13 protein-coding genes are annotated in these 15,105 nt (G+C 63.5%); 4 read left to right on the forward strand and 9 right to left on the reverse strand.

The features are described 5' to 3' along the window. Nucleotides 1-33: 33 nt before the first annotated feature. The 4 genes from ACWGTI_RS03755 (at nt 34) to ACWGTI_RS03770 (ending at nt 4,469) form a co-directional block, all read left to right on the forward strand. Nucleotides 34-1,536 carry an FAD-dependent oxidoreductase gene (locus ACWGTI_RS03755; RefSeq protein WP_454585853.1) on the forward strand — a complete coding sequence of 501 codons (1,503 nt, stop codon included), beginning with the start codon at nt 34-36 and terminating at the stop codon, nt 1,534-1,536. A 199-nt stretch (nt 1,537-1,735) separates the two neighbouring features. Beyond that, entirely contained in the window at nt 1,736-2,497 is a 762-nt protein-coding gene (locus tag ACWGTI_RS03760; RefSeq protein ID WP_454585854.1) for a 3-ketoacyl-ACP reductase, read from the forward strand. A gap of 12 nt (nt 2,498-2,509) precedes the next feature. Next, nucleotides 2,510-4,138 (forward strand): GMC family oxidoreductase, encoded by a 1,629-nt coding sequence (locus ACWGTI_RS03765; RefSeq protein WP_454585855.1) that lies wholly within the window; start codon nt 2,510-2,512, stop codon nt 4,136-4,138. A 22-nt stretch (nt 4,139-4,160) separates the two neighbouring features. Further along, entirely contained in the window at nt 4,161-4,469 is a 309-nt protein-coding gene (locus ACWGTI_RS03770; protein WP_454585856.1) for a Dabb family protein, read from the forward strand. A 1-nt stretch (nt 4,470) separates the two neighbouring features. Here ACWGTI_RS03770 and ACWGTI_RS03775 read toward each other — a convergent pair whose 3' ends face one another. The 9 genes from ACWGTI_RS03775 to ACWGTI_RS03815 form a co-directional block, all read right to left on the reverse strand. Then, a complete protein-coding gene (locus ACWGTI_RS03775; RefSeq protein WP_454585857.1) occupies nt 4,471-5,316 on the reverse strand; it encodes an EamA family transporter in 846 nt (281 codons plus the stop codon). A 7-nt stretch (nt 5,317-5,323) separates the two neighbouring features. Beyond that, nucleotides 5,324-6,232 (reverse strand): endonuclease/exonuclease/phosphatase family protein, encoded by a 909-nt coding sequence (locus tag ACWGTI_RS03780; RefSeq protein WP_454585858.1) that lies wholly within the window; start codon nt 6,230-6,232, stop codon nt 5,324-5,326. A 202-nt stretch (nt 6,233-6,434) separates the two neighbouring features. After that, nucleotides 6,435-7,988, reverse strand: a complete 1,554-nt coding sequence (locus ACWGTI_RS03785; protein WP_454585859.1) for a cation:proton antiporter — start codon at nt 7,986-7,988, stop codon at nt 6,435-6,437. Between the two features lie 326 nt (nt 7,989-8,314). Further along, complete coding sequence (locus ACWGTI_RS03790) at nt 8,315-9,379, reverse strand: ABC transporter ATP-binding protein (RefSeq protein WP_454585860.1); 1,065 nt, start codon at nt 9,377-9,379, stop codon at nt 8,315-8,317. A 16-nt stretch (nt 9,380-9,395) separates the two neighbouring features. Beyond that, nucleotides 9,396-10,187: an ABC transporter permease gene (locus tag ACWGTI_RS03795; protein WP_454585861.1), complete on the reverse strand. Its 792-nt coding sequence runs from the start codon at nt 10,185-10,187 to the stop codon at nt 9,396-9,398. After that, complete coding sequence (locus ACWGTI_RS03800; RefSeq protein WP_454585862.1) at nt 10,184-11,098, reverse strand: ABC transporter permease; 915 nt, start codon at nt 11,096-11,098, stop codon at nt 10,184-10,186. Before ACWGTI_RS03800 ends, ACWGTI_RS03795 begins: the two co-directional genes overlap by 4 nt. Nucleotides 11,099-11,162: 64 nt before the next feature. Next, entirely contained in the window at nt 11,163-12,269 is a 1,107-nt protein-coding gene (locus tag ACWGTI_RS03805; protein WP_454585863.1) for an ABC transporter substrate-binding protein, read from the reverse strand. A 239-nt stretch (nt 12,270-12,508) separates the two neighbouring features. After that, nucleotides 12,509-13,681 (reverse strand): iron-containing alcohol dehydrogenase, encoded by a 1,173-nt coding sequence (locus tag ACWGTI_RS03810; protein ID WP_454585864.1) that lies wholly within the window; start codon nt 13,679-13,681, stop codon nt 12,509-12,511. Nucleotides 13,682-13,696: 15 nt separating this feature from the next. Continuing rightward, the gene (locus tag ACWGTI_RS03815; RefSeq protein ID WP_454585865.1) at nt 13,697-15,085 is read right to left on the reverse strand and encodes an aldehyde dehydrogenase family protein; all 1,389 of its coding nucleotides are present in this window, start codon (nt 15,083-15,085) and stop codon (nt 13,697-13,699) included. Nucleotides 15,086-15,105: the final 20 nt, after the last annotated feature.

Below are 15,105 nucleotides of genomic sequence, written 5' to 3' on the forward strand. Positions count from 1 at the left end.
AACGACATGCATCAAAACGAAGACCTTTAGACCATGACAAAACCGGACATCGTCATCATCGGCTCCGGCATCGGCGGCGCCACGATCGCCTCCGGTCTGGCCGGCAGCGGCGCCTCGATCCTGATGCTGGAGCGCGGCGAGCCCTTGCCGGCAACCCCGCATGCGCGCGACACGCGCTCTATCTTCGTTGATGGCTATTACCGTCCCAAGGAGATGTGGCGCGAGGCGGGCGGTGCTGCCTTCAACCCCGGCAATTACTACTATGTCGGCGGCAATTCGAAATTCTACGGCGCGGTGCTGATCCGCTACCGAAAGGAAGACTTTTCGGCCATGGAACACTTTGGCGGCGTCTCGCCCGCCTGGCCGTTTTCCTATGACGAATTCGAGCCCTGGTACTCCAAAGCCGAGCAGCTGTTTCGCGTTCGCGGCTCGCTGGGCGAGGATCCGACAGAACCGTTCCACTCGATCCCCTATGCCTTCTCGGCGGTGCCCGATGAAGCGCCGATCGCCCGCGCGCGCGCCGAGCTGAAAGGCCTCGGCCTGCATCCGGCCTCGCTGCCGCTCGGCGTCGACATCGACACCTGGCTCAAAGAGGGCAAGACCGGTTGGGATGCTTTCCCCAACACGGGGCAAGGCAAGATGGACGCCCAGACGGCGCCGCTGGCGGCAGCGCTTAAGGACAGCAACATCCGGCTCGAGACCGGCTGCCATGTCGAATATCTCGAGGCGGCGCCCAACGGCAAAAGCATCGCTGCCATCCACTACCGGCAAAATGGCGAACTGAAAAAGCTGGCGCCGAAGTTGGTCATCCTGTCCGCCGGCGCGGTCAATTCCGCCGTCATCCTGCTGCGCTCGCCTTCAACCGATGGCAAAGGCCTCGCCAACCGCTCCGACCAGGTCGGCCGCAATTTCATGAACCACAATTCGAGCGCCATGCTGGCGATCGATCCGCGCCGCAGGAACGACAGCGTTTACCAGAAGACGCTGATGCTGAACGACTATTATCTCTCAGACGGCAGGGGCGGCAAGCCGCTCGGCAACGTCCAGCTACTCGGCAAGATCGACGGCAATATGCTGAAGGCCAATGTGAAGTCAGTGCCGAAATTCGCGCTGGACTACATGGCCGGCCACGCCGTCGATTGGTATTTGATGTGCGAGGACCTGCCCGATCCGGAAAGCCGTATCATGGTCGACGGCAAGGACACCGTCATGCAGTGGCGGCGCTCCAACATGCAGTCGCTCGACGGGCTGACCAAGGTGATGCGCGAACATTTTCGCGCCTGCGGCTACCCCATCGTGCTGTCGCGCCCCTTCGACAAGCGCACACCGTCGCACCAGTGCGGCACTGTCAAGATGGGTGACGACCCGGCGACCTCGCCGCTCGATCCATACTGCCGTGCATTTGACCACCGGAACCTGTTCGTCGTCGACGGCAGTTTTCTGCCGAATTCAGCTGCGGTCAATCCGGCATTGTCGATCGCAGCACAAGCGCTGCGCGTGGCCGAGCACATCCGCAAGACGGAGCTGACAGCATGAGAGGTTTGCGCCGCCCCTCATCCGCCTGCCGGCACCTTCTCCCCGTGAACGGGGAGAAGACTGCTAATCGCGAACCCGGCGCCACTTCGACGGTTGGCGAAGGCAGCGGCGACAGCTTCCTTCTCCCCGTCACTATACGGGGAGAAGTGCCCGGCAGGGCGATGAGAGGCAGCACTTACGTTGACAGGACTGGACGCCAATGACCCGCCCGGCGGCAATCATCACCGGCGGCGCGCGCGGCATCGGGCTGGCCTGCGCCGAGGCGCTGGCTGATACAGGCTTCGACATCATGATCGCCGATCTGGCGGCACAACCACCGAACGGCCTCGCCGCCAACATCACCGCGCGCGGCGCGAAATTCGCCTACGCCGCCTGCGACATCGCTGACCTCGCCAGCCACGCCACTCTGGTCGACGCAGCCACACGCGCCTTCGGTCGCATCGACTGTCTCGTCAACAATGCCGGCGTCAGCGCCGTCGTGCGCGGCGACCTTTTGGAGCTTAAGCCCGAAAATTTCGACCGTGCGCTGAACATCAACCTGCGCGGCACCGTCTTCCTCAGCCAGGCCGTCGCCAGGGCAATGCTGGCGACCCCAAGCGATCATCCCCGGTCGATCATCACCATCACCTCGGTCAGCGCCGAAATGGCCTCGCCGGAACGCTCGGACTACTGCATCTCCAAGGCCGGCCTATCCATGTGGGTGAAGAACCTGGCGCTCAGGCTGGCGCCGGAAGACATCGGCGTGTTCGAGCTGCGGCCAGGGATCATCCGCACCGACATGACGGCGAGCGTGACCGCCAAATACGACGCCCTGATCGACGGCGGCCTGGTGCCGGCAAAACGCTGGGGCGAAGCCTCCGACATCGGTGTGGTGGTGGCGACGCTTGCCGCCGGCAAGCTCGGCTTTTCGACCGGCTCGATTATCAATGTCGACGGCGCGCTCTCCGTGCCGAGACTGTAGGTGGATAGTGTCATGACCGACTACATCATCGTGGGCGCCGGCCCGGCCGGCTGCGTTCTGGCCAACCGGCTGAGTGAGGAACCCTCAAATTCGGTTCTGTTGCTTGAAGCCGGCGGCAAAGACTGGCACCCCTACATCCACATGCCGGCGGGCTTTGCTAAGATGACCAAGGGCATTGCTTCCTGGGGCTGGTCGACCGTGCCGCAAAAGCACATGCAGGACCGCGTCTTCTGGTACACGCAGGCCAAGGTGGTCGGCGGCGGCTCTTCCATCAACGCCCAGATATACACACGCGGCAACGCACGCGACTACGAGGCATGGGAGAACGAAGAGGGCCTGACCGGCTGGGGCTATCGCGACGTGCTGCCCTATTTCAAGCGCGCCGAAAACAACCAGCGCTTTGCCAACGATTTTCACGGCGACCAGGGCCCGCTCGGCGTGTCGAACCCGATTTCGCCGCTGCCGATTTGCGAGGCCTATTTTCGCGCCGGCCAAGAGATGGGCATCCCCTTCAACCCGGATTTCAACGGCGCTGCCCAAGAAGGCGTCGGCTATTACCAGCTGACCCAGAAGGACGCCCGGCGTTCATCCGCTTCGGTCGCCTATCTGAAACCGATACGCGCCCGCAAGAACCTGACCGTCAGGACCGATTTGCTGGTCACCCGCATCGTCGTCGAGAAAGGCCGCGCCATCGGCGTCGAGATCGTCGACAAGCCCGGCGGCCAGAAGACCGTCCTGCGCGCCGAGCGCGAGGTGATCGTTTCGTCCGGCGCCATCGGTTCGCCGAAGCTGTTGATGCAGTCGGGCATCGGCCCCGCCGACCATCTGAAGTCGGTCGGCGTCACACCGGTGCACGACCTGCCCGGCGTCGGCTCCAATCTGCAGGATCATCTCGACCTGTTCGTCATCTGCGAATGTACCGGCGACCACACCTATGACAATTACGCGAAGCTGCACCGCACCGCCTGGGCTGGCCTGCAGTACTTGCTGTTAAAGAAGGGGCCAGTCGCCTCCAGCCTGTTCGAGACCGGGGGCTTCTGGTACGCCGACCCGACTGCTGCCTCGCCGGACATCCAGTTCCATCTCGGCCTCGGCTCCGGCATCGAAGCGGGCGTCGAGAGGCTGAAAAACCCTGGCGTCACCTTGAACTCCGCCTTCCTGCGCCCGCGCTCGCGCGGCACGGTGCGGCTGAAGAGCGATGATCCGGCCGACCACCCGCTGATCGATCCCAACTACTGGTCCGATCCTTACGACCGCACCATGTCGATCAAGGGTCTCAGGCTTGCGCGCGAAATTATGCGGCAGAGGGCACTTCAGCCCTACGTGATGCGCGAGGTGCTGCCGGGTCCCTCGCTCGCCAGCGACGATGAGCTGTTCGACTATGCCTGCCGCAGTTCGAAGACTGACCATCATCCCGTTGGCACATGCCGCATGGGCAACGATGCCATGGCCGTGGTGACGCCGGACCTGCGCCTGCGCGGCATCGAAGGCCTGCGGGTTTGCGACGCTTCGGTGATGCCGCGCGTGCCCTCCTCCAACACCAATGCCCCGACCATCATGGTCGGCGAAAAAGGCTCGGATATTATCCTCGGCCGCGAGCCGCTGCCGCCGGCCGTTTTCTCCGGCAATCGCGCCGCGTAACAAGTTCAGGAAAGGCTCTCAAATGATCCGGCACTGCGTCTTCGTTCAATTCCGCGGCGATGTTCCCGACGCCGAGCGGTCGGCGATCCATGCCGACCTCGACGCGCTGCGGCAGGTAGTCGACGGTATGGACACAGTCCATCTCAGCGCCAATGCCAGCCCGGAACCATTCGCGCGCGGTTTCAGCCACGGCTTCACCATCGACTTCCGCGATGCCGCCGCCCGCGACGCCTACCTCGTGCATGAAGCGCATCAGCGCGCCGGCGCCCGACTGGTCGCGGCCCTCGAAGGCGGCACCGACGGGCTGATGGTGTTCGATCTGGAGGTTTGAGCTATCCAAGCCTGAGCGCAACGACACCGGCGACAATGCCGAGCGCGGCGGCGCCACGCCAGCCCGTCATCTTTTCGCCCAGCGCGAAGACCGAGATCATCATGGCGAACAGGATCGAGGTCTCGCGCAGCGACGCCACCGAGGCGATCGGCGCCTTGGTCATCGCCCACATGACGATCCAGTAGGCCGCGCCGCTGAGCACGCCGGTGAACAGCCCGGCCTTCCAGTCGCGCGCCAGCACGGGCAGTGCCTTGGGTCCACGAAAGACGAGGCACAGCGCCAGCGCGCCAAGGGCGTCGCAGACGAACAGCCAGGCGGCATAACTCTGCGCCGTCGCAGCCAGTCGCGCGCCGCTTCCGTCGGAGAGCGTATAGCTGGAGATGAAGATCGAGGTGCCGAGCGCAAAGCCGACCGCGCGCAGATTGATCCGCTCCAGATGGGCGCCGCCGCGAAACGACATCACCAGCGTGCCGGCCGACAGCAGCAGGATGCCGAGGATGGCGAACGGCGCCGGCATCTCCTGGACCACGACAACGCCGCCGAGCGCGGTCAGCAGCGGCGCCGTGCCGCGCGCCAGCGGATAGGTCTGGGCGAAATCACCGGCCTTGTAGGCGCCGATCAGGAAGGTCCGGTAGCCCATGTGAAAGATCACCGAAGCGATGATGTAGGGCCACACTCCGGCCTTCGGAAACTCGACGAAGGGCAGCACGAACAGCGCGGCAAACCCCATGCCCAGCGTCATCAGCGTGATCGACAGGAAACGGTCGAGATGCACCTTGACCAGTGCGTTCCAGATCGCGTGCATGGCGGCCGCGGCAAGCACCGCGAAGAAGACGAACAGCGTCATGGAGGGTTCAACGACCTCCCAGGCCCAAGGGCGTTTCGAGATCGATGTCGATCCGGACCGGGAAGTGATCGGACGCTACCTCGCCGATATCGGCACTGACCGAGCGAACGCGGTCCACGAACATGCCACCGACGAAGCAATGGTCGAGCCGACGCTTGGCCACCTTGCCGTCGATGGTTTTCACGTGGGTGTGGAAGTCCCCTGCCGGCTCGCTGGCAACAGCGGCCGCATCGACGAAGCCGCCGAGATAGGCTGCCCCACGATGATAGGGCGTGCTGCCGACGATGCGGCTGTACTCGGCGCTGCCCGGCTCCATGTTGAAGTCGCCCATCCAGATCGCAGCCGTCGGATTTTCCGGCTCGGCTTCGCCGCTGGTCCAGTTGCGCGAAGGCTCGTCATCCATGCCGCTCCATGGGCCGCCCTCGGACGGCGCCCGGCGATGTTCGGCGAGCAGATAGTCGATCTGCTCCAGCCGCTCCTCCGCCGCGATATGGGCGAGATGCAGCGACAGAAACCGCACCGGCCCGGCCGGCGTGCGGATCATGCATTCAAGTGCAGCGTTGCGGGTGTTGAGCGGCCGGAGCGTGCGGCGCATCGGCAGCGCGTGCAGGCGCGACCATACGATCGGTTGCTTCGACAGCAGCATGGTGCCGAACTGCCGGCGGCGGTTGACGATACGGCCGCCCTGCTTCTGGCCGGCATCCATGTCGAAGGCTGGACCATAGACCCAGTGATACCCCGGCAGCAGTGTGGACAGCAGCTCCGGCTGGTCATCCTCGTTGGTCCGCTGCCAGTGCCGCTCGACCTCCTGCAGCGCGATGATGTCGGCACCGTCGACCAGCTTCGCGCAGCGCGTCAGATCGTAACAGCCGTCGCCGCCAAACCCGTACTGGATGTTGTAGCTGACCAGCTTCATTGCTTATCCGGCTCACTTTCGCTGATGGCAGTAGCGGTTCAGTGGATTGGTTGCAATGTGCACGAGACCGGAAGCGGCTTGTGCCAGAAGCCTCCCCGCCCTTGCTTCGCGATCATGCACCGACTCCTGCCGGCTCGGTATCCTCGGCACGCCGGAAAACGCCGCGAGGCCCGCCGTGGAAAGCGACGGCGCGAAATTGGCGCTAGTCGGTCGTCAACGGCTGGAACCGGCCCGCCGGCGATGCCGCCAATTCGGCCCAGTCGATCTCTTCCTCCAGCCGGTGATAGGCCTCGTCGCCGATCGTGCCGTTGCTGCGCAACTCCTCAAGTGTGTCGCGCTGGCGGTTGATGGCATAGAGGCGCAGCCGGTCGTATTCGGTTGCCGCTTGAGCATCGTCGGGGTTTTCTGCGATCACGCGCTGCGCTTCATACTGCTCGCGCACGACTGCGGCCGCCGCCGAGGTCTTGCGGCTCAGCACGTCGAGTGCGGCCTGCATGATGGCAACGCGCGCCTGCGCCACCTCGTTGTCGACGGTCCGGTCCGGGGCGAAGTTGATCCAGCGCAGCAGCGGCTTCAGCGTCATGCCTTGCAGCACCAGCGTGCCCAGGACCACGGCGAAGGCGGCAAGCACGATCGGATCGCGGTGGGGAAAATCGGCCGGCAGGGCAATGGCCACCACCAGTGTCACCAATCCGCGCATACCGCACCAACCAACCAGCACGGCGCCGCCAAATGTCGGCAGATCGCGCCTTGCCTCCTGGCTGCCAAGGCGGGCAAGCCATCGGATAATGGCGACGTAACTCCCCACCCAGAACAGGCGCGCCACGACGACGACGACCAGCACCGTCCCGGCGAAAAGGAATGCTTCGCCTTGCCCGTCGCCGGCGAGCCTGCCGACGATCGTGCGCGCCTGCAGGCCCATCAGCACGAAGGCGAGCACGTTGAGCACGAACACAGCCGACTCCCAGACCGAATAGGTGCTGACGCGGCGTCTCGCCGACATGCGGCGCGGCGCCCTGCGCGCGATGGTGATGGCGTAGACGACGATGGTGATGATGGCGGAAAGGCCGAGCCTGTCGGCGATGATCCACACGGCAAAGGTTCCGGCGAACTGCACCACCGTGCTGCTGGCCGCGTCCTCGATGCGGGTCAGCGTCAGCAGCGAGACGCGGCCGAACACATAACCGGCGACGACGCTGCCGATCGTTGCCAGCAGGATCACAGGAATGGCGTTGCTCAGCATGATCGTGCCGAGCGCAGCCGAAACCGCCAGCCGATAGATCAGCAGTGCCGTGGCATCGTTGAGCAGGCTCTCGCCTTGCAGGATGGCAGTGATGCGGTGCGGCACCTTGAACTGGCTGAGCACGGCCGACGCCGCCACTGCATCCGGCGGCGCGACGATGGCGCCAAGCGCGATTGCCGCCGCGATCGGCAGGCCGGCCATCTTCCAGCCGACGAAGGCAACCACCACGGTGGTAAAGACGACCGCGCCAAGCGCGAGCAGCGCCAGCGAAAGCCGGTAACGCTTCAGGTCGCGCAGTGAGGTGTCATAGGCGGCATCGAGAAGCACCGGCGCGATGAACAGGGCAAGCGCCAGTTCCGGATCGATCTCGATCGTCGGTGCGCCGGGCACGAAGGCAATCGCCACGCCGGCCAGAGCCAGCAGGGACGGATAGGGAATCTCCAGCCGTCGCGACAGCGCCGTCAGCGCGACGGCAGCCAGAAGCAGAACAAGGGTGAGTTCGAAAAGCGCCATCGCCTATCGTAGCGGTGAAGCGGCATCATGGGCAGTGGCTGGATGGCAAGATGCTGTTGATTGTCCAGCGCATTCCGGGCCATGGCAGTATGCCCGGAGCGCATCCCCATCGGCCAGTACGACTTCCCCTTCGCCCGCCGAGTCGGAGTCGGAGACGGGCGCTAAACGACCAAACGGTTGCTACAGAGAACCGGAGCGGAGCGTACCGGCCTACGCCGGCCGTAGCCTCGGCTGCAACCACACATTACGCGTGCTTCGGCCGGCGAAGGCCGGAAGCGCAGGCATCGGTCATTCGCAGGCCGGCCTCACCTGAACATCGGCACAGCCTAGTGCAGCACCAGCATATCGCTTGAAGAGAACGATATGTCGGCCTTTTCGCCGACGGCGGGGGGCGGTGTCGCCGGGCTGTTGAAGGTGTCGAGCGACACTGTGTTGCCGCCGATGCCGACGCGAACGCGGATCACCGAGCCGAGGAAGTGCACTTCGGAGATTTCACCCGAAAGGCTGGAGTCGCGGCCGGGCTGGCGTCCCAGCGAAATCGCCTCGGGCCGCAGTGCCAGCGACAGCATATCGCCGGACTTCGAACCGTTGAGCTTGCCCTTGAGCGAGACTTCCTGGGTGTTGACCTGCACCGTACCGGATGCGGGATCGGTGACCCTGCCCTCGAGCACGTTCAGCGTGCCGACGAAATTGGCGACAAACTTCGTTGCCGGCCGGTTGTAGATCTCGAACGGCGTGCCGACCTGCTCGGCCTTGCCGCCATACATGACCGCGATGCGGTCGGAGATCGACAGCGCCTCTTCCTGGTCATGGGTGACGAAGATGGTGGTGATGTCGAGCTTCTTCTGGATCGAGCGGATTTCCTCGCGCAGCGACACGCGAACCTTGGCATCGAGTGCCGACAGCGGTTCGTCGAGCAGCAACAGTTTCGGCTTCGGGGCGATGGCGCGGGCAAGCGCAATGCGCTGCTGCTGGCCGCCCGAGAGCTGGTACGGGTAGCGGTCGGCCATCTGCGGTAGCTTGATCATGTCGAGCATCTCGGCCACGCGGGCATCGATGTCCGCCTTGGCCATGCCGGCGACCTTCAGCCCGAAGCCGATGTTCTGGGCTACGGTGAGGTTGGGAAACAGCGCATAAGCCTGGAACACCATGCCGACGTTGCGCTGGTTTGGCTTCAACCTGGTAATGTCCTTTCCTGCGACGACGATCTTGCCGGCCGAGGGTTCCTCGAAGCCGGCGACCATGCGCAGCACCGTCGTCTTGCCGCAACCGGATGGGCCGAGGAACGATACGAACTCGCCGCTTTGAACGTCGAGATTGAAATCCTCGACCACTGTAGTGGCGCCGAAGGATTTTCGCACGTGCTGGATAGAGAGGAACGGCTCGGCCATGGCTTTTTCTTTCGGATCAGTTCGGACGGTTAGCCGATTTCGGCGCAAAGCGGGACAGGATCTGGATCAGCGACATGCAGCCCCAGGTGATGGCGAAGGCGATGATGGCAAGGGCTGCCGGCTCATAAGCGCGGTTGGCGCCGATATTCTGCAGATAGGGGCCGAAAGCGGGCCGGTTGAGCAGGCTGGCCATGGTGAACTCGCCGATGACGATGGCGAAGGTCAGGAAGGCGCCCGACAGCACCGCGATCAGCACATTTGGGAGGATGACGCGGGTGATGATCGTCCCCCAGCCGGCGCCGAGGATCTGTGCCGCTTCCGTCAGTGTGCGCACGTCGATGGTACGAAGTCCGGTGTCCACCGCACGGTACATATAAGGCAGCGCCAGCGTTGCATAGCCGATAACCAGCAAGGCATTGGTACCGGTGTCGCTCGCCAGGAACGGCAGCGGCGAATTCGAACCGTACATTCTGATGTAGCCGAAGACGATGACGATGGCCGGAATGACCAGCGGCAGCAGCGTGATGAACTCGACGATCGGGCGAAGCTGCGGCAGGCGCAGTCGAATCCAGTAAGCCGCGGGCACCACGATCAGCACGCCAAGAATGATGGTGAAGATGGCGGCAAGCACCGAATAGCCGAACGTCGCCTGGAAGCGGGCGTCACCAAGCACGACCTGATAGGCGTCGAAGGAATAGGCGCCGCGCCGCATGCGCATGGAGAATTCCACCGTCGCGATCAGCGGAATGAAGAAATAGGCCGCGCCGAGCGCGAAGACGACCCAGGCCCAGAACTTTCCAGACTTCATTTGAGCCACCTTTCCGAGCGCGTCCGGAACCAGATGTAGAAGACATTGGCAAGGCCGGTGATGACGATCATGCCGAACGCTATCGCATAGCCGAGATGGGCGTTGTGCAGCACATCGCCACGGATCTGCGCATAGAGCACGATCGGAATGATGTTCAGCGACGAGCCGGTCAGCGCATAGGCGGTGGCGATGGCTCCAAAAGCGTTGGCGAAGAGCAGGATGACTGTGCCGAGGAAACTCGGCCAGATCACCGGGATCACCACCATGCGCCAGTATTGCGACTGGGTGGCGCCAAGCGTCGCGGCCGCCTCGCCCCATTCCTTCTTCAGCCCGTCGATCGCCGGCGTGATGATCACCACCATCAACGGAATCTGGAAGTAAACATAGGTGAGCGTCAGGCCCCAGAAGGATAGGATGTTGAAGCCATGCGCATAGATGTTGATGCCGAACAGCGTGTTGAGCAGGACAGTGGCAAGGCCAAGCCGGCCGAGAGTGGACAGAAAGGCGAAGGCCAGCGGCACGCCGGCGAAATTGGAAGCCACGCCGGAGAAGGTCAGCGTCGCCGAGCGGATCCATTCCGGCAGGCCGCCGCGCACGATGGCGATCGCGATCGCCAGCCCGGCAAAAGCACCGATCAGCGACGAGGCCAGGCTGACCTTGATCGAAATCCAGTAGGCGGCAACGATCGACGGCTGCGAAAGCGCAAAAATGTTCTCGAGCGTGAACTCGCCGGCATCGTTCTGAAAGGCGCCTAGCATCAGGTAGAGCGTGGGCAGGATCAGGAACATGATGGCGAAGACAAAGAAGGGCGTCACGCCGAGCCATTGCGTCGGCAGCCTGAATCCGCTCGCCTCGGCGGGCGGGGCGGTCTTGCCGATAACTGTCTTGTTGGAAAGCGAGAGATCGGTCATGCGTCGGCTGCCGTCTTCGAGGAATTGCCGGGCGACCGCGAGGCCGCCCGGCTGATTTCAAGTCTTACTTGACGTTGGCGCCGACCACGGCGTCCCAGTTCTTCGTGATGGCTTCCTTGGCCTTGCCCTGCTCGTCGAGTGTCGGGAACACTGCCGAGGCATAGGCCTCGGCCGGCGGCAGCTTGGCCATCACGTCCGCCGGGAGCTTGCCGTTCTTGGCAAGATCGTTGAAGCGGATCGGGTGGCAATAGCCCTTCAGCCAGCCGATCTGGCCTTCGTCGGAATAGAGATATTCCAGCCAGAGTTTCGCGGCATTCGGATGCGGCGCGAAGGCGCTGATCGCCTGCACATAGACGCCGGCGACGACACCGGTCTTCGGCACGACGACGTCGACGGGCGGATTACCCTTCAGCGTGTCGCGGCCGGCAAGTGCATTGTAATCCCAGGTCACCAGGATCGGCGTCTGGCCTTGTGCCAAGGTCGCCGGCTTGCCGATGACCGGCACGAAATTGCCGGCGGCATTGAGCTTCTTGAAGAAGTCGAGGCCAGCGGTACCGGCAGCTTCGCCGGCAGCCGCGCCGCCAGAAAGGCCAGCGGCGTAGACGGCCTGGATGGCCTGGTTCGAGGCGCGCGGGTCGCCGGCAAGCGCCACGGTGTTGGCGAATTCCGGCTTCAGCAGGTCAGCCCAGTCAGCCGGCGCTTCCTTGACGAGGTCCTTGTTCACCAGGAAGGACAGCACGCCGTAGTAGTCGCCGGTCCAGAAACCATCGGCATCTTTGGCGCTTTCGGGGATCGAGTCCCAGGTCGACACTTTGTAAGGCTGGATCAGGCCGTCGGCCTTGGCGGTCGGGCCGAAGGACAGGCCGACGTCGATAACGTCGGGAGCCTGCGGGCCTTTGTTGTCCTTGTTGGCCTTGATCGCCTCGACCTCGTCGCCGGAACCGGCATCGGGGTTGAGTTCGTTGATGGTGATTTCCGGATACTTGGCTTTGAAACCATCGATGACGGCGCCATAGCCGCACCAGTCATGCGGTAGCGCGATGGTGGTGAGCTGACCTTCGGTCTTCGCGGCCTTGACGAGATCGTCCATCGAATCCGCGGACGAAATCACCGTCGACGCGAAAAGCGCTGCGGCCGAAAGGGAAAGCACTTTCCCCGTGAACTTGAACATGTGTTCTCTCCGTTGAACTGGCGTCCCTGGACGCCTGCGATGCGGTATCTTTTTCATGTGACAGCCAGATGAAAGCTTTTTGAAACTGGCCCCCGGCGGCACGAAAAGTTAACTCTTTTTAACGGGCTGTAGCAATTAGCCTCTACTTAATTTCCCGGCTAATGGTTTATGCCTTGTCTTTTGCCCCTTCCCCTTCCTTTCCCCTCGTTTTTAGATCACCTACGGCGCGGCCATCCGCCTCAGACAGTGCCGGCAATGGCGTTTTCGAGCAGCGTCAGCGCCGCTTTCTTGGTCAGCTTGACGGGGTTGCCGCCGGCGGTCGGATCGACCACCGCCATGTCGGCGATCAGCCCCTTGCGCTTCTTGTCCATGTCGAGCCCCTTGATCAGGCCCGGCAGCGCATGCGGCACCTTGAGCTCCTTGCGCAGCTTGATGACCGCCTTGGCGAAACCGTCGAAGCCACCCTTGATGCCGCAATAGGCGGCGAGCCGGCCGATACGCTCCTCGATCGAGTCCCGGTTGAAGGCCAGCACATAGGGCATGAACACCGCATTGGTCATGCCGTGATGGGTGTCGTAAAGCGCCCCGATCGGGTGCGAAAGCGAATGGATGGCCCCCAGCCCCTTCTGGAAGGCCGCCGCGCCCATGGCGGCCGCGCTCATCATATGGGCGCGGGCGACGAGATCCTTGCCGTTGGCATAGGCCTTGGGCAGGTTCTCGAACACCAGCCTAATGCCTTCGACGGCAATGCCGTCGGCCATCGGATGATAGCCCGGCGCGCAATAGGCTTCCAGGCAGTGGGCGAGCGCATCCATGCCGGTGCCGGCGGTAATGAAGCCCGGCATGCCGACCGACAGTTCCGGATCGGCGATGACGATTGCCGGCAAAAGTTTCGGATGGAAGATCACCTTCTTGGTGTGCGTCGCCTCGTTGGTGATGACGCCGGCGCGGCCGACTTCCGAACCTGTGCCGGCGGTGGTCGGCACTGCGATGATCGGCGCGATGGCGTCGGAATCGGCGCGCGTCCACCAGTCGCCGACATCCTCGAAGTCCCAGACGGGCCGCGTCTGCCCGGCCTGGAAGGCGATCAGCTTGCCGAGATCGAGCGCCGAGCCGCCGCCGAAGGCGATGACGCCGTCATGCTTGCCCTTCTTGAATACGGCGATGCCGGCGGTCAGGTTGGAATCGACCGGGTTCGGCTTCACCTCGGAAAACACGCCATAGGGCACCTTGGCGTCGTCGAGGATTTTCAGCGTCGAAGCGACGACCGGCAGCTTGGCGAGACCAGGATCGGTGACGAACAGCGGCCGCCTGATGCCAGTCGCTTCCAGCACGTCGGGCAATTCCTTGATGCGCCCGGCGCCGAAGCGGACGGTGGTGGGGTAGTTCCATTTGGAGATCAGCTTGGACATGTCTTGTCTTTCAAATCAGATGGCTTCGCGCAGGTGGAAGGATTTCGGCCGGGTCAGATTGTCATAGCCGAGCGCCGACAGGGCAACACCTTTGCCGGTGTCCTTGACGCCGGTCCAGACCAGCGCCGGATCAAGATAGTCGCAGCGGTTCATGAACACCGTGCCGGTCTCGACACGGTCGCCTATCGCCACCGCATGCTCGATGTCGCCGGTCCAGATCGAGGCGGTCAGCCCGTACGGGCTGTCATTCATCAGCGCGATCGCCTCCTCGTCATTGCGCACCTTCATGATGCCGACGATCGGGCCAAAGCTCTCCTCGCGCATGACGCTCATCTGGTGGTCGACGCTGGTCAGCACTTCCGGCGCCAGATAGGGCGAGCCGGCCTTGTCGTTAGCCACCTTCATATTGATATGCGCCACCGCGCCCTTGCGCAGCGCCTCGGCCTTCTGCTCGCGGATCAAATCGGCGAAGCGCGCCTGCGCCATCGGCCCCATTGTCGTCGCCTGTTCCAGCGGATTGCCGACGACATAGTTCTTGGTCTCGGCGATGAAGCCTTCAACGAACTGGTCGTAGACCTTCTCATGCACATAGACCCGCTCGATGCCGCAACAGCACTGGCCGGAATTGTAGAAGGCGCCGTCGACCAGATTGGCCACCGCATGGTCGAGCTTTGCGTCCGGCAGCACATAGGCGGGATCCTTGCCGCCGAGTTCGAGACCGAGTGTCATGAAAGTGCCGGCCGCTGCCTTCTCGATGGCACGGCCGCCGCCGACCGAGCCGGTGAAGTTGACATGATCGATCTTGCCGGAGCCGAGCAGCTTTTCGGTCTGGGCGTGATTGAGCACGACATTCTGGAACACGCCCTTGGGCAGGCCCACCTTGTCGAACGCCTGCTGAAAACGTTCGCCGACGAGCAGCGTCTGCGCCGCATGTTTGAGGATGACGGTGTTGCCTGCCATCAGCGCCGGCACGATGGTGTTGACCGCGGTCAGATACGGATAGTTCCACGGCGCGATCACCATGACCACGCCGAGCGGATCCTTCTTCACATAGCGGCGGAAGCCGTCCTTCGGGTTGGACGCCGGCACGGATTTCAGCGCAGCTTCAGCGATCTCGACCATGTAGTTGGTGCGTTCCTTGACGCCGCCGAACTCGCCGCCATAGCGCACCGGGCGCCCCATCTGCCAGGCGATCTCCGGCACGATCTCGTCGGTCATGGCGATCAGCGCCTCGAGCATCGCCAGCATATACTTGCCGCGCTCGACGATCGGCGTCTGCGCCCACTTCTCCTGCGCCGCCTTGGCGCGCTCGACCGCGGCATTGATCGCCTGGTCGGTGGCGATGGGACGCTCGGCATAGATCGAACCATCGATGGGGGATTTGAGTTTGACCGTTTCGGTCATTTTGTAAGTCCTCGCACTTT

Source organism: Mesorhizobium sp. ArgA1 (assembly GCF_053714375.1).

Bases quoted from the DNA above. Each gene is read 5' to 3' on its own strand.
- ACWGTI_RS03755 (WP_454585853.1), top strand. From the start codon at position 34: ATGACAAAACCGGACATCGTCATCATCGGCTCCGGCATCGGCGGCGCC.
- ACWGTI_RS03760 (WP_454585854.1), top strand. From the start codon at position 1,736: ATGACCCGCCCGGCGGCAATCATCACCGGCGGCGCGCGCGGCATCGGG.
- ACWGTI_RS03765 (WP_454585855.1), top strand. From the start codon at position 2,510: ATGACCGACTACATCATCGTGGGCGCCGGCCCGGCCGGCTGCGTTCTG.
- ACWGTI_RS03770 (WP_454585856.1), top strand. From the start codon at position 4,161: ATGATCCGGCACTGCGTCTTCGTTCAATTCCGCGGCGATGTTCCCGAC.
- ACWGTI_RS03775 (WP_454585857.1), bottom strand. From the start codon at position 5,316: ATGACGCTGTTCGTCTTCTTCGCGGTGCTTGCCGCGGCCGCCATGCAC.
- ACWGTI_RS03780 (WP_454585858.1), bottom strand. From the start codon at position 6,232: ATGAAGCTGGTCAGCTACAACATCCAGTACGGGTTTGGCGGCGACGGC.
- ACWGTI_RS03785 (WP_454585859.1), bottom strand. From the start codon at position 7,988: ATGGCGCTTTTCGAACTCACCCTTGTTCTGCTTCTGGCTGCCGTCGCG.
- ACWGTI_RS03790 (WP_454585860.1), bottom strand. From the start codon at position 9,379: ATGGCCGAGCCGTTCCTCTCTATCCAGCACGTGCGAAAATCCTTCGGC.
- ACWGTI_RS03795 (WP_454585861.1), bottom strand. From the start codon at position 10,187: ATGAAGTCTGGAAAGTTCTGGGCCTGGGTCGTCTTCGCGCTCGGCGCG.
- ACWGTI_RS03800 (WP_454585862.1), bottom strand. From the start codon at position 11,098: ATGACCGATCTCTCGCTTTCCAACAAGACAGTTATCGGCAAGACCGCC.
- ACWGTI_RS03805 (WP_454585863.1), bottom strand. From the start codon at position 12,269: ATGTTCAAGTTCACGGGGAAAGTGCTTTCCCTTTCGGCCGCAGCGCTT.
- ACWGTI_RS03810 (WP_454585864.1), bottom strand. From the start codon at position 13,681: ATGTCCAAGCTGATCTCCAAATGGAACTACCCCACCACCGTCCGCTTC.
- ACWGTI_RS03815 (WP_454585865.1), bottom strand. From the start codon at position 15,085: ATGACCGAAACGGTCAAACTCAAATCCCCCATCGATGGTTCGATCTAT.